This is a genomic window from Streptomyces sp. NPDC047061, from assembly GCF_040643955.1.
GTDB lineage: Bacteria > Actinomycetota > Actinomycetes > Streptomycetales > Streptomycetaceae > Streptomyces.
Map to the genome: position 1 here is coordinate 1 of NZ_JBEYVI010000075.1, position 25,525 is coordinate 25,525.

A 25,525-nucleotide genomic window follows, 5' to 3' on the forward strand; every position below is an offset into this window, starting at 1 on the left:
AGGCCCAGGACGAGGGCGCCGCGGCGGCTGTACTTGTCGCCGATCGAGCCGAGCACGAGCATCAGCGCGGCGTAGGGGACGGTGTAGCCGTCGATCACCCACTGCAGATCACTGCTGCTCAGCCCCAGGTCCGTGGTCATGTCCGGCGCCGCCACGATCAGCGACGTGTTCGCCATGACGACGATCAGCAGGCTCAGGCACAGCACGATCAGGGCCCACCAGCGCCGCGGGTACGGCTCGCTCATCTTCTCGACGGGGGTGTTGGCAAGAAACGGCACGGGAGTCTCCCAGGGGACGCGGGGGGTACGGGTGGCACGAGGGACCTCTTAATTACCCATCGGTGTGCACACTAGTTTATTACTCACTGGTGTGCAACTATCGGGTCGCCCGCCCCCATCCCCGGCCCCCGCCCCGAGGTACCGACGTGACCAGCCGACCCGCCCGACTCCCGCCCCGCGGCCAGGATCCGCACCCCGCCGGCACCGGCGCCCGCAACCGCCGCACCCGCACGCCCGCCCACACCCGTGACCGCACCGGCGCCGCCGACACCCGCGCCCGCATCCTGGAAGCGGCCCGGCGCGAACTCGGCCGCAACCCCGACTGCACCCTCGCCGACATCGCCGAGGCCGCCGGGGTGGCACGGCGGACCGTCTACGTCCACTTCGCCGGCCGGGCGGAACTTGTCGGAGGGCTCGCCGCGGAGGCCGCCGAGGCGGTCCGGCTGGCGAGCGAGGTCGCCCACGTCACGGCCCCGGACGCGGCGACCGCCCTGGCCCGTTTCGTCCTCACGCTGTGGCCGGCGGCCGACCGCTACCGCGTGCTCGTGAACCTCGCCCGCCGCCAGGACCTGGGCGCCCACCGCGTGGACGAGGTGCTGGCGCCGGCCCGCACCGCGGTCGCCGGAATCCTCACCCAGGGCCAGCGGCAGGGCCTCTTCCACACCACCCTCCCGCCCGGCTCGCTCAGCAGAGCCCTGGAGGCCTACCTGCTGTCCCTCCTGGACACCGTCAACGCGGGCGCCTGGACCGACGACGGCACCACCGCCGCCACCGCCGCCCTGATCGTCGCCGGCGTCGACAGGAACCTCGCCACGACCACGGTCCGCCGCCTGCACGACGACGCCCTCGGACCGCCCCACTCCCCCCACTGAAGGAGCCCCGTGAACCAGCCCCAGCCCCAGCCGCAGCCCCCGTACAACCAGTACGACTCCTACGACTCCTACGACCCGTACGGCACGCACGACCCGTACGTCGCCTACGAGCCGCCAGCGCAGCCCGCGCAGCCCACGCCGCAAAGAAGCCGAAGGCCGGTCGTCACCACCGTCTCCGTCCTGCTCCTGCTGGCCCTCGTCCCGGTGGCCGTCGACCGGTTCATGGCCGTACAGGTGGAGGCGCGCACGGCGAAGGCGTTCCAGCAGGGCATGGACACCCCACTGCCACCCAAGGTCCAGGTGCACGGCTTCCCGATCCTGACCCAGATCGTCGCCGGCAGCCTGCGGGACGTGGACATCACCGCCCACGACATACCCGCCACCGACTCGACCGGCCCCCTGCCGGTGAGCGAACTCTCCCTGCATCTAGCGGAGTTGACGAAGTCGGACGACGACACGGAGGCGCGGGCCCGGTCGGCGGAGGCGACCGCCCTCCTCACCTATGCGGACGTGTCCGACACCCTCGGCCTGGAGGTCACCCGGGACAGCCGCCCCGATCAGCTCAGGGCGACCGTCGCGCTCCCCCTCGGCAACAGCGTGACCGCGGCGACCACCGTCTCGGCAGTCGCCGGCAACCGCATCGCGTTCAAGGACTTCAAAATCACGGGCGGCCTGCCGTCCGGTCCGACGGAATCCGTCCTGGACAAGGCCTTCGAGCAGCCCATCCAGCTCCGGAACATCCCCGACGGCCTGCACCTGCGCTCGGTCACCGCCACGGAGAGCGGCCTCGCCGCCCGCTTCTCGGGTACGTCGGTCACGTTCCACGCCGACGGCGCCACCCAGAACTCGACAGCGCAGCAGAGTTCGTCATACCTCCCGGCCCTGGCCACGGCGGAGAGGTTCATGACGCCCCGAGCGACGCCGCAAGAAGCCTCTCACTCGCACACAGCCCGTACGGGATGATTATTACCCACTGCCGTGCAACTATTTCCTGGGGGGCCTACCACCAGCGGACGAACACCCCCGCCGCTCCCATCCGATCCGCTCCGATACGGCCCGGACCGGACCTCCGACCCCGCGGAGAAACACCGTGAACCACTGCGGACCAGACGACCATCCGACCCTCCCCTCCTCCCCCGCCGCACTCCTACGGCCCACCGAAACCGATAACAGGGCACCCGACCGTTACGCGCTGCGGCGGCTGCTGGGTCGCGGCGGCATGGCGGAGGTGCACCTCGCCCACGACACCCGGTTGGACCGCCCCGTCGCCGTGAAGACCCTGCGGGCGGAGCTGGCCCGGGACCCGCTCCTCCAGGCGAGGTTCCGCCGCGAGGCCCGCTCCACCGCGTCGCTGAACCACCCGGCCATCGTCGCGGTGTACGACACCGGCGACGACCCGGACCGTCCGTACCTGGTGATGGAGTACGTCGACGGGGCGACCCTGCGCGAGGTACTGGACTCGGAGCCGTTCCTGGGGCCGGACAGGGCGCTGGAGTTCACGGCCGAGATCCTCAAGGCCCTCGCACACGCGCACCGCCACGGCATCGTGCACCGGGACATCAAACCGGCCAACGTGATGCTGACCGGCAGCGGCCGGATCAAGGTCATGGACTTCGGCATCGCCCGCAGCGTGGCGGACGTCCGCCTGACACAGACCTCCGTGGTGACCGGCACGGCCCGCTACCTGTCGCCGGAACAGGCCCTGGGACGGGAGGCCGACGGCCGCTCCGACCTCTACTCGGTCGGCTGCCTGCTGTACGAACTCCTCACGCACCGACCGCCGTTCGACGACGAGACACCGATAGGCGTGATCTGCCAACACATCCAGGACGCTCCGCAGCCCCCGAGCCTGCACAACGCCTCGATCGACCGCCGCCTGGACGCCCTGGCCCTCCGCGCCCTGGAGAAGGACCCCGACCGACGACACCAGTCGGCCGAGGACATGCTCGCCGAGGTGGAGACCTGCCTGGGCCTCCGCACGGCACCGACCATCCCCCACCCGCTGCCCACGCACCGCCGAGGGGAAGACGGAGTCCGGGGCGAAGACGTAACTGAAGACGGAGATGGAGCCCGACTGCCCATAGTCCTGCTCATCGCCGCCGCCCTAGCGATCGCCGTCACAGCAGCGACCCTCGGATGGTTCGCCTTCAGTCACGGGACGGCGATCGACACCAGTAGGGCCAGAGCGACCAGGACAACGGGGGCGGACGTCCCGAACCTGGTCGGCCAGACCGTCGAAACCGCCCGCCGGAAAGCCGGCGCAGTCGGCCTGACCCTCACCGTGGACAAGCGAGAGCCCTGCGCCGACCAGCCCGAAGGCCTCGTCTGCCATCAGACCCCGACGGGCGGACAACTCACGAAGGGCCGCCCCATCACGGTCGTCGTCTCCACCGGCGCACCGAAGACCGAGGTACCGGACGTCACGGGCAAGGACCAGGCCGACGCGTCCCGGATCCTGGAGAACAGGGGCTTCGAAGTACGCACCCGACGCATCACCTCGTCACGGACTCCCGGAACCGTCCTGGACCAGAACCCGCAGGCCGGCCAACAGGCAGCCAGGTCTACGGAGATCACGCTCACGGTGGCGAAGGCACCCGAGCGCGTCACGGTCCCGGACCTCACGGGCCGAACACTGAGCGAGGCCAGGAAGCTCCTGGCCGAGAGCAACCTCAAACTGGGCAGCACGACGAAGGTCACCAGCACCTCCCCGGCGGGTTCCGTCGTCGCCCAGAGCATCGCGGCAGGCGGGACGGCCGCACCAGGCTCACCCATCGACGTACAGCTCGCCGCCCCACGACACCGCACAACCACCCCGAGCAGCACCCCCGCCCTGCCACCACCCCCCACGTTCCTGCTCCCGTGACCCTCCCGAGCCACCGCGATGCCGCAGTCCTGCCACACCACCAACGGCTCAGACAGGTCCCCACCTCAGCCCACCGCCATACGCTGATCCGCTAGGCTGTCAACGACCACCCTCACCGGCGGTCCCACCCTTGCGACAACGGGGGTGCCTACTCACCCAGAGTATTCACCCACGCTCCACGCAAGCCCCGCCTTCGTAGCTCAGGGGATAGAGCACCGCTCTCCTAAAGCGGGTGTCGCAGGTTCGAATCCTGCCGGGGGCACAACGCGTTACCGCTCTGACCTGGGGTTTATCTCCCAGGGAGGGCTCTTACTCGGCCTCGGACTCCTCGTCCGGGGCCGTTTGCGTGAGCGGTGCGTGAGCGGACAGAGAGTTGATCTCCGAAATTCCTCCCAACGGATCAGCATCATCCGGCACGGACTCCGGGCCGGGATGCCCCACGTCGTCGGGCTCGGGCTCCGCTTCGGGAGCGGTGTTCTCGGATGTGGCGCGGGCGCGCGGGACGAGCCGGGCTGCGGCCTCGGCGATCGCCAGATCCGCCTCGGGGAGCAGACTCGTGTACGTGTCGGCCGTGATGGTGATCGAGGAGTGGCCGAGCATCTCCTGGATGTCCTTCAGGTCGGCCCCGGCCGCGTGGGCGAGGGTCGCGGCACCGTGGCGGAGGTCGTGGAGCCGGACCGGTGGGAGGTCGATCTCCTCGTAAAGCTCGATGAACCGCCGGGTGACGTTGGCGGGGTGGAGCAACTCGCCGTTCTCCTTGGTGAAGACGCGTCCGGTCTCCACCCAGGCGCTCTCCCACTCCTTACGGTCCTTGTCCTGCTGGGCGCGGTGCCGCTTGAGGGCCTGGACCGTGTCGGAGTCGAGCGCGATGGTCCGCGCGCCAGCGTCGGTCTTGGGGTCGTCCTCGTACACCTCCCAGCCGTCCACGACGAGTTGCTTGGCGACGGTGATGAGACCGGCGTCCAGGTTGGTGTCGGTCCACTTCTGCCCGCACGCCTCGCCCCGTCGCAGTCCGCGGAACGCGATCAGGTGGAACAGGGCGTACAGGCGGTCCTCCGCAACGTGGTCGAGGAAGAGGCCCGTGTGCTCCGGCGTCCAGACCATCACTGACGAGGGCTTCTCGCCGGTGCGCTTCCAATGGAGGATGCGCTCCTCGGTCCATACGAGGGCCTTGGGCCGCTTGCCCGCCTCCAACTCGACGTGGGCTGCCGGGTTGAAGGTGATGAGCTGCTGGGCGATCGCGGCGTTGAGTGCGGCCCGCAGGGTGGAGCGGACGCGCTGGCGTGTGGCCGGACCGACGATGCGGCGGTAGGGCTCCATCTCGGCGATGGCCGCCTTCATCGCCTTGCGGCGGGCGCGGGGCTCGCGGCCCTTCCAAGGGATCTGGGCGAGGCCCTCGAACGCCTTGCGGCGGGCTGCGTTGCCTTCGGCGATCTCGACGTTGGCCTCGGCTACGGCCTCGAACATCTCCGACAGGTGGGCGACCCGGAGGCGGTCGAGCCGGTAATGCCCGATCCGTGGTTTGAGGTGCACCCGGATATTGCTCTCGTCGCGGCTGATGGCACTCTGTCGCCCCTTCTTGCCCGCCAGCCACATGTCCAGCCACTCGCCGACAGTGAGCCTGCTCGTCAGGTCCAGGCCGTGGCTGAGGCGCCTGCGGGTCGCCTCGATGTTCGGCAGCGGGGCCTTCTCCTCGGCCACCTTCTCCAGCAGCTCGGCTATCTGGGCCAGGCCCTCGGCGTCGTCGGCGTCGGCGAGGCCGACGAGCGCGCGCACGTGGTCAAGGTCCGTCTGGGCGGCCTTGAGGGAGTCGTAGCCAGCCCGGCTGAAGGAGCGGCGGGTGCCGTCTTCGCGGGGCGGGAGTTCCTGACGTATGGAGTACGAGCCGTGCTTGCGGCTGGAGAGCTTGGGGCACTTCTTGCCGAGCGGCTTGCCGGTGTGGGGGTCGCGGCAGTAGCAGCGGCGATGGGTGGAACCCTTCAAAGATCATTCTCCTCATCGGTGTTGCCGACGGGTGGGTCGACGTCGGCGAGTTCTGGTGGCAGGTGCGGTGGTGTGCCGCCGTCTTCGCGGATGAAGGCGCGGGCGCTGCGGAGCCGGTACTTGGCTTCCAACGCCCTTTCGGCGTAGTCGGCTTGGGCGAGTACGGCTTCCTCTCGTTCGGCCTGGTTGGGTGCCGTCTCGGCTTTCCAGCGCTTGTGCTTCTCGCCTTTCAAGGCGGCCAGGGCGGCGCGCTGGTGGCGGACGTGGGCGCGGAAGGAGCGGAGCATGTCGTCTTCCATGCCGAAGTCCTCGCTGTCGCCGGTGAACCAGCGCATGGCATCCCATGTGGGGTCGGAGTGCTGAAGGGGAAGGCGCTGGACTCGGTCGACGTAGCCGACGGGGTAGAGCAGGCAGATCGGGTAGGTGCGCAGGGCTTCGGCGAGGACGAGGACGTCGACCAGAGGCAGGTTGGCGCGGCGGCCGGACTCCATGTTGGCGATCACGTTGCGCGGGATCGGATGGCCGATCTCCGCGCAGCGGTCGGCCAGGTCCTGGGCGCTCATGCGCAACTCCTTCCTTCGTCTGCGGACCTCGGCGGCCACCGTGGCCATCACCCGGTCCACCCACTCCGGGACGTCGTCCTCGTCATCTCCAGGATCAAAACCGCGTTGTGTCATGGAGACACATTAGCTTCCCGATGATGGTTAGTGATCGCCTGGAGCCGGACGTGATGCCGCGTTCGCCGAGGGCTCACTCATGAACGGAGCACCGCATGCGCGACAACGAGACCGCCGAGCAGCCCAAGGGCATGACGCGAGAAGAGCTGCTGGCCCTGCCCGCCGCCGTTGACCTGGACACCGGCAACCGGGCGCTGGGCTTGGGGCGGAGCAAGGGCTACGAGCTGGCCAAGCGCGGCCAGTACCCCTGCAAGGTCCTGCGCCTGGGCAAGGCGTACCGCGTCGTGACAGCCGACCTGTTGAACCTGCTCGGCCTGGCCGCATGACCACCCGAACCCATAGCAGACACTTCTGCGCTGAGCTGACACAGAAACGCTGGACTGTGTCGGGGCGCGGACGTACTGTCCGTGTTCCCTCGCCCCGGCCCAGGAAGCGGGAAAGCCCCCGGCGCGCCAACGCCGGAGGCTCCGCACACTCCACTGCCCGCATACCAACGAACGACCTGCGTGAGTCGGGCCTGCATGCCCGACGCCACCGGAAAAGGAGCTGCCCTGTGCAACCTACGACACCCGAGCCCTATTCCGCACCCGCCAAAGCGGTATGGCCGACCGTCGCGGTGCCCGGCCGGCCCAGCCACGCGCCCGAAACCGCCCCGGCGGCCGACGGCGAGGCACCGGATACGGTTGCGGTGAATCAGCCCGCCGAGGAGGCGGTGCCGGACCCGGAGCCGACGTACGGCTCCGAGCTGCTGAACGAACTGCGTTCCCAGATAGCCCAGTTCGTGATCCTGCCCTCCCAGCAGGCGCTGGACGCGGTCACGCTATGGGTCGCGGCGACGCACCTGCAGCCCGCATGGCAGCACGCCCCGCGCCTGGCGGTGGTCGGGCCGGCGAAGCGGTGCGGCAAGTCACGGCTCCTGGACGTGCTCACCGAGAGGGTCCACGAGCCGATGCTCACCATCAACACCACGCCCGCGGCCATCTTCCGCTCCATCACCGACGAACCGCCCACCCTGCTGGTGGACGAGGCCGACACCATCTTCGGCACCCCGAAGATGGCGGAGAAGAACGAGGAGATGCGCGGCCTGCTCAACGCCGGCCACCAGCGCAACCGCTACGTCACCCGCGTCGTCGGCAACGACCACACCCCGCACCGGTTCGCCACCTTCGCCATGGCCGCGCTCGCGGGCATCGGCGACCTCCCGGACACGATCATGGACCGATCGGTGGTCATCCGGATGCGCCGCCGGGCCGAGGGCGAGAGCGTCAAGCCCTTCCGCTCCCGCCGCGACACCCCAGCCCTGCACGACCTGCGCGACCGCATCGCCGCATGGGCCCGGCCGCTGCTCGACGAGGCCGCCGACCTGGAACCGGCGATGCCGGTGGAGGACCGCGCCGCCGACACTTGGGAGCCCCTAGTGATCGTCGCCGACCTCGCCGCCGGCCCCTGGCCACGCCTCGCCCGCGCGGCGTGCGCACAGATGGTCACGGCCGAAGCGGCGGCCGAGGAGGACCACCCAAGCTCAGCGCGGATCCTGGCCGACATCCGCCGGGTCTTCGTCGCCCAGCGCGAGGTCGACAGCCTCTCCACCGACGAACTCCTCCACCACCTGCGCCAGAACCTGGAAGGCCCGTGGGCGGAGTGGGGGCGCAACGGACTGAGCCCGCGTGAGCTCGGCTCGCTGCTACGCGACTTCGACATCAGGCCCGGCAACGTCCGCCTCGCCGACGGCACCCAGCGCAAGGGCTACACGCGCAACAAGTTCCTCGACGCGTGGCGCCGTTACTGCCCCACCGTTCACTCAGTGAACGCCGAGCCCGCCCGCAGCGAGGGCTGAGCCCCGCCCCGGTTGCCGTCCTTGCCGTCCCTGCCGTAATGCCGCAGGTCAAACGGCATGCAAACAAGACGGCAACCGGGGTCAGGACGGCAACACGATCATGACCGCCGTGCTGCCCACCGGGGCGCCGCCCACATCCGTCTTGTGCCGTCCTACGCGTCCATGCCGTACCACCGCAGGTCACGGCACACGGGGCGGGACGTTGGACGGACCCGATCCGTCCACGGCCGCCGAACCGCAGCCTCACTGAAGCTGCGGGCCACCGAGACGCGACGGCACCGCCAAGACGGCACTCCAGACCTCATGCCGTACCGGCCCTGACCTGCGCTTGCAACGGCCAAGACGGCAAAGACGGACCACGCCACCACCGCAGGAGAACCTCGCTTGACCACCCTCGCTATACCGACCCACCGCACCACCTCCCACCCGACGACCAGGCGGGATCGCGCCGCGATCCTCCCCCTCGGTGCCGCCGCCTGCACCCTGATCCACGCCACGCTCACGGGTGGCATGTGATGACCAAGCAAGCTGCCGAGCGGTATGCACTCGGCGCGGCCGGAGTCGTCATCATCGCCCTCACCGCTGGCGGGTTCTGGCTCTCGTACGCGCACCTCGCCAAGGTTGCCGGACAGCACGGGCTGGGGAGCTCTCCGGTCCGCCAGTGGGCCTGGCCCGCAACCCTTGACGCCTTCATCGTGGCCGGCGAGCTGCTGATGCTCCGCGCGGGCCTGCGCCGGGTCACAGACGGGTGGGCCATCGTCCTCACGGCCACCGGATCGATCGGCTCCATCGCGCTCAACGTGGCCGGGGTCAGCGGCACGGGCAGCGCCAGCACCGTGCCCCTTCTCGACTACGTGGTCGCCGCGGTTCCTCCGACCGCCGCGCTGCTGGCATTCGGGGTCCTGATGCGCCAGATCCACCAGCTCGTCGCCAAGCCCACCGAACGCCACACACCCGCCAACCGCAGCCACAAGGACGACCGGCCCGCTGCCCCTACCGAAGACGATTCCCGTCAGTTGAAGCCAGCCGGTCTCGATGTGGCAGACGGTCAGGCCGACGTGGCGCGGGGTTCTGCCGAGGTGGCGCAAGGCGCCGCCAATACGCCGGAACCCCCGCAGCCTTCCGCCGAGCCGGAAGACCACAAGCCCCGCGCTGTGTCCGGCGAGTACCTCGCGATCGCCCGCATCGCGCCACTGGGACGCGGAAACCGTGCCTCGCGCCGCCACATCGAAGCGACGATCCGCAGCAAGGGCCTCCCCATCGGCAGGGCCGACGCGGAAAAGCTCAAGGCCGTCCTGCAAGCCGAACTCGATGAGGCCGCCTCTCAGCAACAGGACGACCGCGACAAGACCCCCGCCAGCGCTCCCTGAGCCCCCGCCACCGCTCCTCCGGCGCGACTCCCATCACTCGTCCTTGCCCTGACCAGGCATGGGACGAGTGCGACGAGTCCAGAGTAGCTACCAACACCCCACGGAGAACCACCCCATGCGCAACCAGCACCACGACCCCCCAACGCACCAGCAGGAGATGACCACCACCCCAGCCCCAGACGCGTCAGCAAGGTATCCCGCTGGACCGTCCAAGGTCGGCCCCGACGGGGATGCCTCCGCCCCGGGGGTGGCGGAGGCCCTCGGGCACCAGGGGGTGCCCGAGGGGGAACAGCCCGTCGACACCACCGCCGTCGCGCTGCCACGTGCCGCCGAAGCCGCCGCGCTGCACCGTGTCGCCCGACGCCGCAAGCCCGATCCGAACGGCCAGCGCAAGGAGCGTGTCGACGCCCGCTACAGCATCGAGGAGAAGAGGGACATCCTGTGCATGGCCCGCTCGCTGAACATCGCCGGCGCCCACTACGTCGGTGCCGTCGTCATGGCCCACGTCCACGGCGACCTCGCCCTGCCCGGTCAGCGCACGCCGCTCGACGACTACATCGACGAGCTCACCGCCCTCCGTGGCGAGGTCGCCAAGATCGGCCACAACATCAACCAGATCGCCAAGAAGCTCAACTCTGGCAGCCATCCACACCCTGGGAACACCGCCGTCCTGGCCCAGGCCGAGCACACCCTGGCTGCGGTCGGCGCCACCGTCCGCCACATCGCGTCGGCCGCGAACCAGGCCGTCACCACGAAGGCGGCCTGATGATCGCGAAAATCAGCGGCGGCAAGGACACCGCCGGATTGATCCGGTACCTGTTCGACACGGAGAAGGCCAAGGACCACGTCGATCCGCACCTGGTCGCCTCCTGGGACGGCTTCGCCCCAGACCCCGGCCGCACGGACGACTTCGACGCCACTCGAAAGCTCCTCGTGGCCGACCTCGACCTGCACGTCAAGCAGGCCCGGCGACTGGGCCGTGCCCCCGAGAAGCACACGTGGCACTGCTCGATCCGGGCCGCGGAGAGTGACCGCGTCCTCAGCGATGAGGAGTGGGCCGACATCGCCCGCCGCGTGGTCGCGGCGACCGGCATCGCGCCGGAAGGCGACCCAGACGGCTGTCGGTGGGTCGCCGTCCGCCACGCCCCGGACCACATCCACATCGCCGCCACCAAGGTCCGGGCAGATCTGCGCACCGCCCGCCACTGGAACGACTACCTCACCGCCGACCGCGAACTCGCCGCCATCGAGAAGGAATATGGCCTCTTCCAAGTCGTCCGCGGAGACCGTACCGCCGCCAAGCGCCCCACCCGCGCCGAGCAGGAAAAGGCCCAGCGCGCCAGCCACGACAGGCCCGCTCGCGAACGCCTTCGCGCCACCGTCCGCACCGCCGTGGCCGCCGCCACCAGCATGGAGGAGTTCGTCCACTTGCTCAGCCACGTCGAGGGCGTGCTCGTCGAGATCGTGCACTTCCCTTCGGGAGACGTCCGCGGGTACAAGGTCGCAGCCGAAGACACCACCACCACCGGCAAGGAGCCCGTCTGGTTCTCGGGTTCCGAACTCGCCCCCGACCTGTCCTTCCCCAAGATCTGTAAGCGACTGGAGAACATCGAGTCGCGCGCGGCTGGCCAGCCAGGCCGACGCAGGCCCAAATCCTGGCACCAGGCCACCGCTTCCACGGAACGCATCCCCCACCATCTGGACCAGACCGACGACCAAGCCTCTCAGGCGCACCTCGCCGCCTTCGGCGAAGCCCTCGACGCCCTCCCTCTCCTCGCACCCCGATCTCTTCGGTCCCAACTTCGAGAAGCGGCCTCGGCGTTCGAGCGTGCCACCCGTTCTCGTATCCAGGCCGAGCACCACCACGGCCGAGCACTGCGCGGCGCCGTACGGGCCATGCTCCGCGAGCCCGCTCCCAAGGACTGCGCCACCTTGGCAATGTTCCTCGACGCCGCGATCCTCGTCGCCATCGCCGCCGCTCGCTGGCACCAGGTCCGCCACCATGACCAGCAAGTCGCCGCCGCCCGCCGGACCCTGCTCCACCTCCAGGCCGCGTACGACCAGGCGGCAGCCGCGCCCCTGGCTGCCCTGGCGAGCCGTCGCCCTCCCCAGGAGACCGTGGCCCGGCACATGCTCCACCTGCGCCGGGCCGTGCCCGATCACCTGGAGCTGATCGTCGAAGACTCCGCGTTTGGTTCCCTCACCGCTGTCCTCGCCGAAGCCGAGGCCAAAGGCCACGACCCGGAGCGAATCCTCCAGCAGGCCGTGGACCATCGTGCGCTGGACGACGCCCGCCGCCCGGCACGGGTACTGACCTGGCGCGTACAGCGACTCAGCGCAAGGCCGGCACCGAGCACACGGGCCCGCGCGGCACAGGCCCGCAGCGCAGCACTGCTCTCCAACGGTCCGGTCCACGCGGCGGCGGCCGTCCCAGTCCCGCAGTTGCCGCAAGCACGGCGACGCTGACGGCTTCGGCCAGTGAGGCTCGTTGCTTGCGCTGGTGGCGAAAGAAGACCGAGGAACGGGCGCAGTGGGTGCTTGATCCGTTGGTGGGGGTGGGGCCGCCGCGGTTCGGGATGAATCCCGACCTCGTCCGCCACCAGCGCGGATATCTGCTGATGGACTCGATCAAGCGGCAGATGTACGGCCGCGGTTCACTCCAACTTTTCCGCGCCCGGCTTCTCCTGAGCTCGTGACCGTCACAAGGGTCCGACCAGAGCGAGCCTTGAAACAGATCCTGATCAGGCCCCGCCCGGTGTTCGGCGACCGCGATGGCCGCCGCCCCTGATGGCCTTGCGCACGTCGCGCCACGCCTTGATCAGATCCGAGACCTGCTTCAGGAAGATCACGGCGAGAGTGATGCAGAGCCCAGCAAAGCCGAAGAGCGCCAGGACGAAGAGAGTGGCGGTACTCCAGGTCATGTTTTCCCCTTGATCAGCGATGCTTCCACTCTCACGCCGCGCCAAAGCAAGCGGACGCGTTCTGATTGGACTGGTCGAAGACTGGCGCTACCAGTCACCGCCATCAAGGTGCTTGACGGAATCTGACGCGAACGCCTAAAAACGTCAAGCTGAACCAAGGTTGCTAGACTCAACTTGACGATGGGAGGTAGTCGTGGCACTGAAGATGCCTGGCATGGACGCGCTTCCTCACGGAAAGCATCGAGACCTGGTCGCTGCTCTCCATGATCTGTACGGCAAAGCTGGACGGCCGGGGGCCCGGAGAGTGAGCCAGGCGGTGCGAGAGATCGATGATCTCTCCGATTCGGTCTCGCATGAGACCGTCGCTTCAATGCTCCGGGGTTCTGCGCTGCCGAAATGGAGCAAACTGCAAGCCGTTACCTGGGTCCTGGCGACTTGGTCCATCGATCGGCCAGATCCGGACGAGATCGTAAGGCACATGCATCGTTTGTGGCTGGCGGCCCAGCCCGATGAGGTTCCCAACCGAACGGAGCCACCTGTCCGATCGGTCAAATCGCATGCCGCTACACCTGCCCGGCAGGACCGCCCCATGACATTGATGGACGCGGCATGGCCCGGCAAGGACATGTTCGCCATCGAACATCTCAAAGGCCAGACGATCATCAAGCGCAACTCACGACATCCTTTTCATCGACGAATCGACGAACTCGTTGCTGCGGTGGAAGCAGCCCCAACGGTTGATGAAGCGCGGAACGCTGTACGCGAGCTGCGTGATCTACTTGACCTGGTGTTCTTGGCCTATGCTCGCGCAACGTCCATGCTCGCTGACGACTCTGCTGAGACTGCACTTGATATCGGTGCGTACTGGGGGATGTTCACGGCGAGTTATGTCGAGGCAATTGCCAAGATTGACCGATGAAACCGCGCAGCCGCGCACGGACGCCGCCACTTCGAAGTAACCACGAACCCATCAAATGCAGTGCGCAGTTCCGGCCGAAAATATGGCCACGGAAGTCCGTGAACGCGGTTACGGCCAAAGCGCCATTATGGTCCGGTTTTTACGTTGTCACGCCGAAGGACGGCCCCTGCCTCTGCATCGATCCCCAGCCCTCGCAAGTTCACTACCCAACAGGTGTGTGCACCCGTCAAGCTCGCTCTATAGGGGGTCTACGTTCCGGACATGAAGGGTGTACGACGCTTTCCCGGATCACGCTCTCGCTGGCGCGCAGAGCCGCCGTCAGTTCTCCTTGCAGCTCGTCTCGGATGGTCCCCGCCCCGAGGGCGCAAGCACGCACCAGAGCGCGGCAGTCTTGTGCTTGGCGGTCCGTGGCGATTGCGCTGAAAAGCGGGTGCGCCAGGTTCTCGCGGGCCGCGTAGCCGTCTTGGGCTTCTGTCGTCGTGCGGTGGAGGTCCTCGACGATGCGGTGCGCGGTGGGCGCCTCGACGGAGCCGATCGCGTCGAGGACGGTGAGGCCGAGCCGGATGTCGAAGACGGTCATCCCGGGTTCGATTTTCCGCTCGGAGTAGGTCGTCACCAGGTCCGTCAGGTGGTCGTCGACCGGCTGTCCGGCGTCGCGGCGGCACAGGACGGTCAGGCATGCCGTGACGGCTTGCTCCCACGGATCGCCGGGGATCGTGTCGTCGAGGAGAACAGCTACCGATGCCGTGTCACCCGCAACCAGGGCGGCGAGTACGGCGACTTGGCGCCCGTCGAGCATCCGCTTGCCTACGCCGCGGTGGGCCTCGATGTGAGTGAGGGCCTCGGCCCAGCGCCCCTGGGTGGTGAGAGTGCGTGTGCCGTCGGCGAGGAGCACACGCCAAAGCCACGCGCGGACCTCGTGGCGGTCCTCGTCTGTAGCAGTGAGGTCCGCCGGTATGGCTACGCCCTCGAACTGGGCGGCTGTGCTCCCCTCGACGGCTTGGTACAGGTCGAGCAGTCGCCGGCGTCCCTCATCTGCGCGGCCGGCGCGGATCTGGAGGCGGGCGAGGTTGACGACCGGTTCCAGTCCCCGGATTGCGCTCATGCCCGGCAGCGGGGAGGCGTGGAGGTAGGCGGCGGCGTGCTGGTGGCACATCTCACGGGCGAGGTCAGGAAGGGCGAGGTCGGAGGCAATGAGCGCGGCCTGGTTGTAGACGGCTGATGCGAGCCCCTGGTTGGTCTCTTCCACCGCGGTGTCGGCCAGATCGACGAGTGCGCGTACGCGTTCGGGCAGGGGCAGGCAGGCGGGTCGGAATCGGGCGACGAGCGGGAAACGCTGGGCTATGGGGCCGTGTGGGTCCATGGATCCCCCAGGTCGAGAGTGACGACTGCTGAGGCGACGGTGCCCGCCCAGCCGTGTGCCGACGGGCGCCGTCCGCTACGCGTGGGGCGTCATCGCCAGTCGACGACGATCCGGTTCAGCGGTGTGTCGAGGGCGAAGAGACCGGGGCACTGCTCGATCTCGAGGGCGTCGAGGGGCTGGATCTCGAAGGTGGCCTCACGGCCTCGGTACTGCCTGTCCCAGGTACGGATGGCGCCGGCGACCTTCGTGGCCAGTTCGTCGCTTCCGGGGCCGTGGCCGATGACGCCGAACTCCCAGAGTTTGTCGCCCTCGGGGGTCTTCTCCTTCGACAGGCGCCGGGCGAGGTAGGTGACGGCGCCCTTGTCGACGACCGCGGTCGATGAAGGGTAGGGGTCCTCGGTGAGCAGAGTGCCCTTGGCACTCTGGGGGAACAGCATCCGGATCAGGCCAGAGGGGAGGGAGCAGGTGACGAACAGTTCCATCCACTCGGGCGACTCCATGGCGCGGACCTTCATACCGGTCCACTCCTCGGTGCGCGGCTGGTCCAGGACACCTGCGAGGGCATCGGCGTCGATGCTGAGCCCGGCGGGAGCCTGGAGTCGTACGGCGCCGTCCGTACTGAGCGGGATCACTCGGCGGTCGTCGTCAGCGATGCCCCGCCGAAGCGGCATGAAGGTGTTCATCTCGCTGCCGAGGGACACCCACCGGCCGTCACGCTGCTCGTAGGCGATGGAGCGGGACACCGTGCCCTTGAGGCGCTGGGGGACGAGGAGCCGGCCACCGGCGGCAAGCTGCTGCAGCCAGGCATGCGGCACACCGTGCGCGCCCACAGTGGCGATGATCCGGTCGTACGGTGCTCCCTCGGCGTAGCCGAGAGCCCCGTCGCGGGTCACGGCCTGGACGTTGGTGATTCCCGCGCTTGCGAGGTGGGCGCGGGCGCCTTCCACGAGGTCGTCGTCGACGTCGAGGGTGGTCACGTGTCCGTTCTCGCCGACTAGGTGGGCGAGGAGACCGGCGTTGTAGCCGGTGCCGGCGCCGAGTTCGAGAATGCGCTCGCCGGGCTGGGCTTCGAGCTGGTCCAGCATGAGGGCGACGACGCCCGGCTGGGAGGCGCAGGAGATGGACGTGCCGTCGGTGTCGTACTTGATGTGCACGGGTGCGTTGACGTAGGCGTCTTCGAGTGGCGCGTCGGGCACGAACACGTGGCGGGGCACGGTCCGCAACGCGGTCTCGACGGCGGGCGTGCGGGCGTGTCCGTCCGCGCGGAGCTGGTCGATCAGGGCGTTGCGGAGGCGCTCGGCGTCCGCCGTGGGGGTGGTGATCGTGTCGGTGTTCACCGCGCTGACGCTATCGATGTCGGCGGTTGTCTCGGTGGGCGATGCGGTGTGGTCACTCGTTCCCATGACTACCTCTCGTGCGATGTGGGACAGGGCGCTCTGGTCGTCCCGGAGGAGACCGGCGCGGTTGGCGTGGAAGATCACGTGGTGGGCGATGACGGCTCGCAGGCCGCGGGTGAGGGCGCCGCGGCCTGCGAGGTCGGCGAGCCCGGCGCCGGCCCGTTCGAAGGCGGTCGCCCATTCTTCGTAAGCGTGGAGCGGGCCACCCGGACGGCAGAGGCTGTGGGTGTCGGCGGTCATGAGCTTCCGTATGGCCGTGGCCAGTTCGCCGGCTCGTTCAAGTGCTGGTGGGTTGGTGGCCGGTCGAAGGGCCGCGATCTTCGCCCAGACGTCGCCCTGCTCGAACCAGTCGAGCCCAGCACCGCGCATCATGGCGCTTGCCAGCAGGACAGCGGTCTCCCGGCGTCCCAAGTGCATCGGGCTCGGCTGGTAGGCGAGCAGGTGGCGGGAGTCGCTGTGGAACAGTTCGTGGGCTGCGTCCATAGCCTCGGGGCCGCCGAATGCGTCGGTCTCGGGCTCGTAGAAGCAGGGCAGGCATGACACGGCCACGCCGTCGCCGATGAGATCGCTCAGGAGCGACTCAATGGCTGGTGAAGGCTTGTCGGCGAGGTAACGCAGCGGCCAGGGCTGCTTGTTCATGAACCACCAGCCGGTGAGCTGCCCGTCGGCCTCGGCCTCGATCAGGGCCGGGCCGAGGCGTTCGGCGATGGTGCGCCGGGCAATCTCGCGGTCGACGAAGGTGATGTTGTGCTGCTGCCAGTGGTCGGGAGGCATGGACGTCCTTCGGTCTGTGGATCAAGCGATGAGGAGGCATGTGTCCCAGGCGGACCGGGGTGGTGCGGCGGTGCTGGGCGCGAGGAGGGCCAGGGCTATGCCGGCGGCACCGTCGAGTAGGCCAGGGCTGCTTTCCTCGTCCTGAATGAGCGCCGTGGCCATGAGTTCGGGGTCGGTGCCCGGTGGGATGACCGCAGCCAGGAGGGCCGGGATCGCGGCTCGGAGTTTCCCCGCGGTCGAGGGGTGGGCGTCATCTGCCGTACGCGCGGCAGTGTGGGCGAGGCCAGCGAACCCGTGGCAGAGGCCGTTGTCCGTCGTGGCTTTCAGCTGCTCGGGATCGGTGAGGGCGGCCACGAGTTCGTTCTCCGCGTCGATCTGGCGGCTGGCATCGCCGACGGCGAGCGCGGCAAGTTGCTGGGCGCGGGCGAGGCCGGCGGTGCCGTAGCACCAGGAGGGCCGCCGGGGCTCGGGCGGGGCGAGACGCCCCCTGCGCAGCTCGTCCTGAGTGACCCAGTACGGCCAGACCGGTCCGCCGTCGGCCTTCTGCTTCCAACGGTCCAGCCAGGTCAGGATGGTGCGCAGTGCTGCATGGTGCCCGTCGGTGACGGAGCCGTTCCGAGCGGCGAGGGCCAGGAGCGCGAGCACGCCGCCGATGCCGTGCGCCATACCGGTGTTGGCGTGCCCGCCGGGGAATCGGTCGTCCGGGCTGCCCGAGGGCCCGGTCTCTGCCCACCAGCCCGGCAGGGTCTCGCCCTGGTGGGTGATCGGTTCGGTGAGGCGCACGCAGTAGTCGAGGACGGCGCGCATCGTGGAACTGCCGGGGTTTTGGCGCAGTAGATAGGCGCCGTATCCGGTCAGGCCCCGGATGGCGTCGAACTCGGCGAGCTGCGGTAAGCGTCCGGCGTCGATGCGGCGGTGTGCGGTGTCGAGACGGCGTCCGACGTCGACTGCGATCTGTCCGTCCATCGCGTCGAGGGCGCGCTGGTAGGAGCCGGGAAGGTAGTCGGCGGCACAGGTCAGGGCGTGGGCGAAGGCGGGCACTCCGTAGAACGGGTGGCTGTCCGGGCCGCTGGTGAACGGAAGCCTGGAGGCGGCGGCGAGCCAGTCGTGGGCGCGGTGCCACGGGCCGAGGCCGCTCGCGGCCCGCTCGATGTGCAGGAGCGCGATTCCGGGAGGGCCGTAAGCAAGGTGCTGCCGGTTCGAGGACAGCAGCCTGGAGCCGAGGGGCACGGTGTCGGGGTCGGCGAGCTGGGCGGCGATGGCGTCGACCAGGCCGAGCGCGGGGTGGGCGGTCACGAGGACCTCCCCCTGGTGCGGGCGGTCCAGGCCAGAGCGGCGGCACGCGTCAGGTAGAGGCACACCTCTTCCTCTGGGAAGTTCACGGCGACGTGGCGCACGAAGTGGACGTGCAGCAGGGAGGTCAGCACGTCGTCGACGGCGATGCCCTGGGTGTCCGGGCCGGGCAGGTGCGGCCGGTACGCGGCGAGCGCCGTATCCCGGTCGGCCCATCCCGACACGACGGCGTCCCCGCCCGGGACGCGGCGCAGCGCTGCCCAGTCGTCGCACGGGTCTGCGAGCTGTACGGCGTCGGTGAACTGCGGGCGCGGAACGGGAGCGGGTGCTGTCGGCGGGATGTGGTCGATCAGCCACCGCATCCCGGCTGCGGCGCTGCCGAGGAAGGCGGAGGCGATGGCAACGGTGTGGGCCGCCACCAGGGTGCGCTGTCCGGGACGCTGTGGCTGCGCAAGCTGGGCCAGGACAGCTCGCGAGTCCGTCCGGAACACCTCCTCGGCCGCCTCCCAGGCGGTGTCGGATCCCCAGCGGCCCATCTCGCGGTAGGAGGTGGGATAGCGCAGATCGGCCAGCAGGCCGACGTGCCGCAGTTCATCGGCCCAGGCACTCACCGTTCGGGCTGTGTCAGCGAAGGCTCCCGGCTCGGGGAGGGCGATGCGCACGCGGAGGTGATGGTCCGGGTCACGGAAGCGGATGAACCACCACGGCGGGTTACCGAGCTGTTCGAGGAGGCCGGGCAAGTGCCGGGAGAGCAGCATGTCTTGACGGCGGGGATCGCCGTACAGGGCGGCTAGAAGAACCGAGGAAGCGGCAGGCGTCTGCATCTGGGCCGCAGACAGGACACGGGCCCGGCTGGGGGCGGGCAGTGGCGGCCACGTCGGCGGCCGGGTCGCCTTGAGCGGAACTACGACCTCGTGGGCTCGCCCGCCGCACCAGCCGTACGCCTCCGATCCCGGGGCCTCGACCAGTGCGGCCAGGCGCGTACGGTCGAGGTGCCGGCGCAGGAGCGTCCGATGGCTGGCCTCGTCGAGGTCGAGGAAGAGACGTCGGTCGTCCTCAACGAGATGGACGCGGTGCGGCAGCCCCCGCCGGGCACGCCAGTCGGTGAGCGCAGCATCCCACTCCGCCCGAGGGCGGACGCGGCCGGGCAGTTCGGACGCTCCCAGCCGCCAGCGTGCCGGGGCCAGCACGGTCCGGCCGTAGCGCAGACGTGGCAGGAACGGCATCGCCGCTGCGGCGCCCCAGTCGAAGACGGTGACCTGCGCGCACTGGGCGCGGGACAGTTCGGTGAGGAACCGCACCAGTGGCGGGGTGTGGGTGCGCAGGTTCAGCGCGTGCATCCCGACGGCCTCCACGCGGTGTCCGCGCTCGGGGGCGGCAAGGTACATGCGGCGGCCGTCGCACCCCACGGCCAAGTCCTCCGGGGTGAGGACGATGTCCTGCGGAGCCTGGTGTTCCTGAAGACTGATCACAGTGGGCAGGACCTGTGGGGACCGAGTGACGTGGGCGTTCTCCGGGAGCAGGGGCGGGAAAGAGAGCTGCGCGGGCAGGGTGTTGCCGTCCGCGGCCGGGAGGTCGGCAAGCTCGGTGACCAGGGCCTCCCGGTCGGCGGGGGCCAGCACGCTAAGGAACCGGCCCGTGGAGACGCCGGCGCCACGGGATACGCTCACGACCTCCAGCCGGAACCGCCCGCGCAGCAGCTCCTCCAGGCTGGCCGCATGCACCCGCACCCCGATCTCCAAGTGCGGCGGCAGCCGAGGCTCATCGGGACCCACGTCCAGGGCCTCGATCTGTTCGTCCGTGAGGATCACTTCGTCACGGCCGTCGAGCACGGCGGACTGAGCCAGTCGTACGAGGGCGTCATCCCGAGCGGAGACGCGGGGTCGGCGTGCGCCGACCGGAGCGCCTGGATAGCCGTCGGGATAGCCGGTGCCGCTGTCTGCGACGACCTCTACGAGCGGCACCATCGTGCCGATGCCGTACCGCTCGTAGAACCGCTGGTGGTACTCGTTCCACGCGGCGGTCCCATACGGGCGGATGCTCAAGCGGGTCAGGATGAGAGCGGCGCGCTCGATCTCTCGGGCGACCGCTTCCGGCAGAACGATCTGCGCGTCCAGGCGGAGGTCGAGCGCGACGGGATGGCGACGCAGGCCGGGGACGAGGTCTCGCATCCGCGCCGCGACGCTTTCTCGGCCGCCCTGCGTGGTGCACTCATCCAGGCCCGCCCGGACCGCGTGGAGTTCGCGTACGGTCTCCGCGAGCCGGGCGAGGCTTTCGGCGTCGATCGCGTCGAGTTGGCCCACCAGATAGCCGAGGGCGTCGGTCTCGGTGCTCGGTGCCTGGATGCTCGTGATCAGCACCCGCCGCCGGATCAGCTCCGCCAGCAGTTGACGCGCCTTCTCGCGACCGGCCTCGGGGAACTCCGACTGGAGCTTGTCCGCGAGGGTGCCGAACCGGATCGGCGCCCGGATCGCGGCAAGGACCGCGCGCACCGGTCCGGTCAGGGCCAGAGACGCCTCGACCGCGCGCGTCCGCTCGTCCTGGACGTCAGGCTGGAACGGCACGATGAGCCGGTCTCCTCGGCTTGTCACGGTGTTGTTGACGATGACGGCCAGCCGTTCGAGGAGATCCGGGCACGCCTCCAGCCGTGCGACCAGGGCCGCCAGCCACTCTGCCCCGGCGCGGCCGACGGCCACGTGCTCCTCGCCCCAGTCCGCACGCGCCCGCGGGCCGAACTCCGCGGTGGCCACGCCAGCGAACAGACCGAAGGGTGTCGCCCGGTGCTGGGCCCGCAGCAGGTAGCGGGCCAAGGACAGCGCCGCGCGCTGCACATCCCGGAGGGCGGGATACTCGGCCGTACACAAGGCCCCTACCTGCGCGGCCAGGACCGGGCTGGAGTGCTGGAGTGCCTCGACGACGTCCTCGTTCGCCCATACCGTGCGGAGCCACGCCACGCGGGCAGACGAACCACTGGGCGAGCGGTCATCAAGGTCAGGGCATGGAGGAAATGGCAGCGAGGGCCGGGCCACGGCGCGCACGAGAGCAGTGGAACCGGTGCGGAACGCTGCGGGCGGAGCAACCACCAAGTACCTCCGTAGGTGAGGGAGCGGGCGGCTGGTGCCGCCACGCGGAGACGCGGCGGCACCAGACCGGGATGACCTGGGGCCGGATCAGGCGACGTTGGTGGTGCAGGCGCCGCAGGTAGACCCGCAGTTGTCGTCGGTCAGGTTGACCAGGCCCGCCGGATCGGCGATCTCGACGAGAGAGACGTCCAGGTCGAAGCCGTCCGAGACTCCGGGGATCTGCGGGCGTACTTCGGTGCGGCTGGGAACTACGGTGCTGCGCGTCATGCTTCAACTCCTGTTAATCGAGGTGGTGTTACTGGGCTGGAGCGCCCACCAGGTGCCGCCACCGGAGCGTTGCCAGATGGCTGCTCCCCAGACGGCTCCTGGCCGCCCGGCACGAGGGGACGTGCTCCGCGTAGGAAGTCCTCGCGGGGTGCCTGCCTCAGGCCGGGAAGTCGTGTGCCGGGAGTCTGATCAAGCGGATGCCGGTCGCCGCTCCATGAAGTAGGCGAGCGCCTGGGCCTTGAGGCGATCAAGACACGGCTCGCACGCGTAGAAGGGAGCGTGCTGCCCGTCCCACTGCACCTGGCCGAGCCAGATCACCAGGACTCCGGTACGCCCGCAGCCGAGCCAGCAATCACCGGTGATCCACGGCCACTCCATGGAAGGACGTCCCCTTTCTCAGCTGCTCGGGATGGCCGATCTGGCGGCCTAGCAGTTGGGAGCGCAGGCCCAGAGCTGGAACGGCAGGCCCCGATGGCGTATCTCGCCCAGCCGTCGACCGCTCGCTCCCAGCGGCCCGCCAGCAGAGGGCGCAGTCCATGGCCATCTGCTGGCGGGCCGGAGTCGGGCGAGATCCGGAAGGGGCGACGGAGCCATCGCCGGGATGCTCACCTGCCGTCCTCGACACGGAATTCCGCCCAGACCTCTTTGCCCCAGGGGCGTCTGCCTGAGCCGTACAGGTTGTAGCCCCACCGGTCGGCGACCGCGTCGACGAGGAGCAGCCCGCGCCCCGACTCGTCATCGTCAGCCGCCTGGCCGAGTATGGGCAGACGCGTCGGTTCCCGGTCCACGACCCCGACACGCACTCGCGTCGCGCTCGGCCGCCCAACCGTGAGGCGGATCTCGGGACACGGAGTGTGCCTGGAGGCATTCGCGATCAGCTCCGTGACGATCAGCGCGGCACGGTCGGCGAGGCCGTCGAGGTGCCACACGCCGAGGACGTCTCGGACGAGTTCGCGGCCGAGCTCGGCCGCGAACGGCTGACACGGGAAGGTCTGGCTGTACGTGGGGTGGCCGACGGAGAGGGCCTCAACTGGTGTTCTCAGACTCGTCATTGGGGTGGAGCCTTCGTGTCGTCTCGGCGCCCGGCCCACCCCCGCGGGGGAACCTCAGGGGCGGGCCGGGCCGTCAACAGCCGCTCGCACGGTGGGGCGCGGCGGGCGACCAGCACCCAGACAACTCCCTTTCCCAGCAGGTTGGTTAGGACGTTCAGGCACTCAGCCGACGGACCCACCTAGGGCGTTTTGACCTCTCCTTTACCTGGCGGGTGGGGATCGCGCGGACTACCGTGCCCGCATGGACACCACCCGCAACACCGTTCTTGAGGCGTGGATGACCGAACACGGTTACAGCTCCAACAGCCTCGCCGAGGCCGTGAACAGGGCCATTGAACGGTTGACCGGACGCCCTGGTGGACTCGACGGCTCATCGGTCCGCGCGTGGAAAGCGGGCCGGGTCACGTGGCCAAAGTCAGCCGCCCGCAAGGCACTTGCGGACGTCACTGGACTACCCGCCGTCGCTTTAGGGTTCGTGCCGCGGGGCCGGCCTTCGTCCATCCCGGCCCCATCGCAGCAGGAGGACCCCGACATGAAGCGCCGTACTCTCGTCGGCAGCATCGCGGCGGCTGCCGCAGCAGCCGCCGCTCCCGGCACCGCATCGCCGCGCCGTATCGGCATGAGCGACGTCAACCGCCTCAACAAGCGCTTTGCCGAGATTATCGCCAGCGACCACCGCCATGGCGGACAACTCGGCATCGAGCAGCGGGCCGCCGCCCTCGCCGACGAGGCACTCAACCTCCAGAACGCCGGCAGCGCCACCCAGCGGGTACGCAGCAATCTCTATGCCTCAGCAGCTGGCTTCCGCTCTTCCGCGATGTGGGCCGCCATCGACGGCCGGCGCTACGACATCGCGAAGGCCCACATGCGCGAAGCCCAGGCCCTCGCCGAGATGTCCGGCGACCAGGCGATCAAGTTCCGCATCTGGAGCCACGCGGGCACCATGTACCGCCACATGGGCCGCCCCGCCGACGCGTTCGCCGCCAACGACGTCGCCCGCAACCTGCACCTCACCCGCCGAGACCCCCTGTTCGCCTCCCTCGGCCTGGCCCGCCAGGGCGCCATCCACGGCGCGGCACAGGACCGCACCGGCACCCGCCGCGCCTTCGAGCAGGCCCAGGACGCCATGCTGCGCGCCGACCCCGCCGACTACCGGCCGGTGTGGATGCTCGCCTTCTACGACCAGGCCGAACTGGACTCCCTGGCCCTCTCCGCACACTTGGCGCTCGGCGACCACTCCACCGCCGAGTACCACGCCCACCGCTGCCTGGCCGCCCTCCGGCCCCACATGATCCGCTCCCGGGCCATCACCATCACCCGGCTCGCCCACGCCCAGCTCGCCCAGGGCGCCCCCGACGCCGCCACGGCCACCGCGATGAAGGTCCCCGCCGAAGCCGCCACCCAGCACGCCCGGGTCACACGCATGCTGCAGGAATTCGGGGCCGCACTGCGCGCCACCGCGCCAGGCAGCTCCAGCGTGCAGACCTGGACCGACCACACCGCCACCTGGAGGATGGCCGCATGACCACGGCGCCCGCCATCGAACTGCGCACCTTCACCACCCTCGACACCGCCCGCGGCGACCTCCTCGACGTGTACGCCGACGTGCGCGCCCCGCTCCTCCACCTGCCGAACTACGCAGTCACCGCGTTCGGCGAACGCCTGGACCGACACGGCGGCGAGCCCGGGTTCACGGCCGTCCTCGCGTATGCGGACGGGCATCCAGTTGGCTACGCCTACGGCAACACCATTGAGCACGGCGACCGCTACTGGCAGCGCACCAGCCCGACGCCGGCCGAGAAGTACACCGAGCGCCCGGCCGTGGCCCTGAAGGAGATCGGCGTCCGGCCGGCCTGGCGGAAGACCGGCACCGCCCGGCGCATCCATGATGCCCTCCTCGCCACACGCGACGAGCCGTTCGTCACGCTCATGGTCAACCCGGCCGCCGGCGACGGGAAGGTCCACGCTCTCTACAGGTCATGGGGGTACGAGGACATCGGGCAGAGCCAGCCGTCACCGGCCTCGCCGGTTCTCACCGTGATGATCCGCGCTACCCGCTGACCGGTCCCACGACCGAATCCCCGCGGTTCGGGGGCACCGTGAATCACCTGGACAAGCACGAGTGGCTGGACACGTTCCCCTTCGGAGGGCCTCAGCCTTGTTTCAACACCGCTCCAATCTGCAAGCGACAACGGACGGCACGTCGTCGAGATCGACGCGCCGGATCAGCTGAGTGCAGCCTCCCTCTCGACGAGGCAGTCAGAGAGTGGCCGGTAGCAGACAACCCACTGCTGGGCGCCCTCGCCGCCCACGCCATCTGCCTGACTCACCATCCCGATCCAATGAAGTTGGCGTGGCCCGCAAGGTTTGGGTGGCGCCACTTGCCATCCCTACCAATCAGTAGTCCTTCCATTCTCCTGCGCCACCACGACGAGAGTCGATACCCTCCCACTCCGCACATAAATGTGCGCAGGGGGCATGGGCAGGGTCCCGGCAAAGTCGTTCTGTAGCCCTGTGACGTGGGATTTTGCGGGGTGGAAGAGGTGCGCGGGTGTGGTCCGGTCCGATTGGATGGA

General features: G+C 69.5%; 24 protein-coding genes and 1 tRNA gene. 14 read left to right on the forward strand and 11 right to left on the reverse strand.

Annotated features, from left to right (window positions below; translation table 11 throughout):
- Positions 1-278: MFS transporter (locus ABZ887_RS49005; protein WP_361305848.1), on the reverse strand; the 278-nt coding region annotated here is incomplete at its 3' end.
- Positions 279-424: 146 nt separating this feature from the next.
- Here ABZ887_RS49005 and ABZ887_RS49010 point away from each other — a divergent pair.
- From ABZ887_RS49010 to ABZ887_RS49025, 4 genes are all read left to right on the forward strand, one after another.
- A complete protein-coding gene (locus tag ABZ887_RS49010; protein WP_361305850.1) occupies positions 425-1,150 on the forward strand; it encodes a TetR/AcrR family transcriptional regulator in 726 nt (241 codons plus the stop codon).
- 9 nt (positions 1,151-1,159) lie between these two features.
- Positions 1,160-2,113: a DUF2993 domain-containing protein gene (locus tag ABZ887_RS49015; RefSeq protein WP_361305851.1), complete on the forward strand. Its 954-nt coding sequence runs from the start codon at positions 1,160-1,162 to the stop codon at positions 2,111-2,113.
- 229 nt (positions 2,114-2,342) lie between these two features.
- Positions 2,343-4,013 carry a PASTA domain-containing protein gene (locus ABZ887_RS49020; protein WP_361305889.1) on the forward strand — a complete coding sequence of 557 codons (1,671 nt, stop codon included), beginning with the start codon at positions 2,343-2,345 and terminating at the stop codon, positions 4,011-4,013.
- 189 nt (positions 4,014-4,202) lie between these two features.
- Positions 4,203-4,275: transfer RNA gene (locus ABZ887_RS49025), tRNA-Arg, on the forward strand.
- A 47-nt stretch (positions 4,276-4,322) separates the two neighbouring features.
- Here the strand turns inward: ABZ887_RS49025 and ABZ887_RS49030 are convergent.
- Together ABZ887_RS49030 and ABZ887_RS49035 are read right to left on the reverse strand one after the other, a co-directional pair.
- Positions 4,323-5,996 (reverse strand): site-specific integrase, encoded by a 1,674-nt coding sequence (locus ABZ887_RS49030; RefSeq protein ID WP_361305852.1) that lies wholly within the window; start codon positions 5,994-5,996, stop codon positions 4,323-4,325.
- Complete coding sequence (locus tag ABZ887_RS49035; RefSeq protein ID WP_361305854.1) at positions 5,993-6,673, reverse strand: helix-turn-helix transcriptional regulator; 681 nt, start codon at positions 6,671-6,673, stop codon at positions 5,993-5,995. Before ABZ887_RS49035 ends, ABZ887_RS49030 begins: the two co-directional genes overlap by 4 nt.
- A 95-nt stretch (positions 6,674-6,768) precedes the next feature.
- On the opposite strand from ABZ887_RS49035, the gene ABZ887_RS49040 reads away from it, so the two are divergent.
- The 7 genes from ABZ887_RS49040 (at position 6,769) to ABZ887_RS49070 (ending at position 12,576) form a co-directional block, all read left to right on the forward strand.
- Positions 6,769-6,999 (forward strand): hypothetical protein, encoded by a 231-nt coding sequence (locus ABZ887_RS49040; RefSeq protein ID WP_361305856.1) that lies wholly within the window; start codon positions 6,769-6,771, stop codon positions 6,997-6,999.
- Positions 7,000-7,226: 227 nt separating this feature from the next.
- Positions 7,227-8,510 (forward strand): DUF3631 domain-containing protein, encoded by a 1,284-nt coding sequence (locus tag ABZ887_RS49045; protein ID WP_361305858.1) that lies wholly within the window; start codon positions 7,227-7,229, stop codon positions 8,508-8,510.
- Positions 8,511-8,894: 384 nt separating this feature from the next.
- Positions 8,895-9,026, forward strand: a complete 132-nt coding sequence (locus ABZ887_RS49050; protein ID WP_361305860.1) for a hypothetical protein — start codon at positions 8,895-8,897, stop codon at positions 9,024-9,026.
- Positions 9,026-9,880 carry a DUF2637 domain-containing protein gene (locus ABZ887_RS49055; protein WP_361305862.1) on the forward strand — a complete coding sequence of 285 codons (855 nt, stop codon included), beginning with the start codon at positions 9,026-9,028 and terminating at the stop codon, positions 9,878-9,880. The genes ABZ887_RS49050 and ABZ887_RS49055 overlap by 1 nt, the downstream gene beginning before the upstream one ends.
- 115 nt (positions 9,881-9,995) lie before the next feature.
- Positions 9,996-10,646 carry a MobC family plasmid mobilization relaxosome protein gene (locus ABZ887_RS49060; protein ID WP_361305864.1) on the forward strand — a complete coding sequence of 217 codons (651 nt, stop codon included), beginning with the start codon at positions 9,996-9,998 and terminating at the stop codon, positions 10,644-10,646.
- Positions 10,646-12,346: a mobilization protein gene (locus tag ABZ887_RS49065; protein ID WP_361305866.1), complete on the forward strand. Its 1,701-nt coding sequence runs from the start codon at positions 10,646-10,648 to the stop codon at positions 12,344-12,346. The genes ABZ887_RS49060 and ABZ887_RS49065 overlap by 1 nt, the downstream gene beginning before the upstream one ends.
- A gap of 26 nt (positions 12,347-12,372) precedes the next feature.
- Positions 12,373-12,576, forward strand: coding sequence for a hypothetical protein (locus ABZ887_RS49070; RefSeq protein WP_361305868.1), 204 nt, complete (start codon positions 12,373-12,375; stop codon positions 12,574-12,576).
- Positions 12,577-12,621: 45 nt separating this feature from the next.
- Here the strand turns inward: ABZ887_RS49070 and ABZ887_RS49075 are convergent, their stop codons facing one another.
- Positions 12,622-12,801, reverse strand: coding sequence for a hypothetical protein (locus tag ABZ887_RS49075; protein WP_361305870.1), 180 nt, complete (start codon positions 12,799-12,801; stop codon positions 12,622-12,624).
- Between the two features lie 193 nt (positions 12,802-12,994).
- Here ABZ887_RS49075 and ABZ887_RS49080 point away from each other — a divergent pair, with 193 nt between their 5' ends.
- A complete protein-coding gene (locus ABZ887_RS49080) occupies positions 12,995-13,720 on the forward strand; it encodes a hypothetical protein (RefSeq protein ID WP_361305872.1) in 726 nt (241 codons plus the stop codon).
- Between the two features lie 226 nt (positions 13,721-13,946).
- Here the strand turns inward: ABZ887_RS49080 and ABZ887_RS49085 are convergent, their stop codons facing one another.
- The 7 genes from ABZ887_RS49085 to ABZ887_RS49115 form a co-directional block, all read right to left on the reverse strand.
- Entirely contained in the window at positions 13,947-15,083 is a 1,137-nt protein-coding gene (locus tag ABZ887_RS49085) for a hypothetical protein (RefSeq protein ID WP_361305873.1), read from the reverse strand.
- Between the two features lie 89 nt (positions 15,084-15,172).
- A complete protein-coding gene (gene fxlM / locus ABZ887_RS49090; RefSeq protein WP_361305875.1) occupies positions 15,173-17,254 on the reverse strand; it encodes a methyltransferase, FxLD system in 2,082 nt (693 codons plus the stop codon).
- Positions 17,255-17,275: 21 nt separating this feature from the next.
- Complete coding sequence (locus ABZ887_RS49095) at positions 17,276-18,550, reverse strand: lanthionine synthetase C family protein (protein ID WP_361305877.1); 1,275 nt, start codon at positions 18,548-18,550, stop codon at positions 17,276-17,278.
- Positions 18,547-21,501 (reverse strand): lantibiotic dehydratase, encoded by a 2,955-nt coding sequence (locus ABZ887_RS49100; RefSeq protein ID WP_361305879.1) that lies wholly within the window; start codon positions 21,499-21,501, stop codon positions 18,547-18,549. Before ABZ887_RS49100 ends, ABZ887_RS49095 begins: the two co-directional genes overlap by 4 nt.
- A 216-nt stretch (positions 21,502-21,717) precedes the next feature.
- Positions 21,718-21,897 (reverse strand): FxLD family lanthipeptide, encoded by a 180-nt coding sequence (locus ABZ887_RS49105; protein WP_327315745.1) that lies wholly within the window; start codon positions 21,895-21,897, stop codon positions 21,718-21,720.
- A gap of 189 nt (positions 21,898-22,086) precedes the next feature.
- Complete coding sequence (locus ABZ887_RS49110; protein WP_361305881.1) at positions 22,087-22,275, reverse strand: hypothetical protein; 189 nt, start codon at positions 22,273-22,275, stop codon at positions 22,087-22,089.
- 227 nt (positions 22,276-22,502) lie between these two features.
- Positions 22,503-22,949 carry an ATP-binding protein gene (locus ABZ887_RS49115; RefSeq protein ID WP_361305883.1) on the reverse strand — a complete coding sequence of 149 codons (447 nt, stop codon included), beginning with the start codon at positions 22,947-22,949 and terminating at the stop codon, positions 22,503-22,505.
- Positions 22,950-23,190: 241 nt separating this feature from the next.
- On the opposite strand from ABZ887_RS49115, the gene ABZ887_RS49120 reads away from it, so the two are divergent.
- Positions 23,191-24,474: an XRE family transcriptional regulator gene (locus ABZ887_RS49120; RefSeq protein WP_361305885.1), complete on the forward strand. Its 1,284-nt coding sequence runs from the start codon at positions 23,191-23,193 to the stop codon at positions 24,472-24,474.
- Positions 24,471-25,010, forward strand: coding sequence for a GNAT family N-acetyltransferase (locus ABZ887_RS49125; protein WP_361305887.1), 540 nt, complete (start codon positions 24,471-24,473; stop codon positions 25,008-25,010). The genes ABZ887_RS49120 and ABZ887_RS49125 overlap by 4 nt, the downstream gene beginning before the upstream one ends.
- The last annotated feature ends 515 nt before the right edge of the window (positions 25,011-25,525 follow it).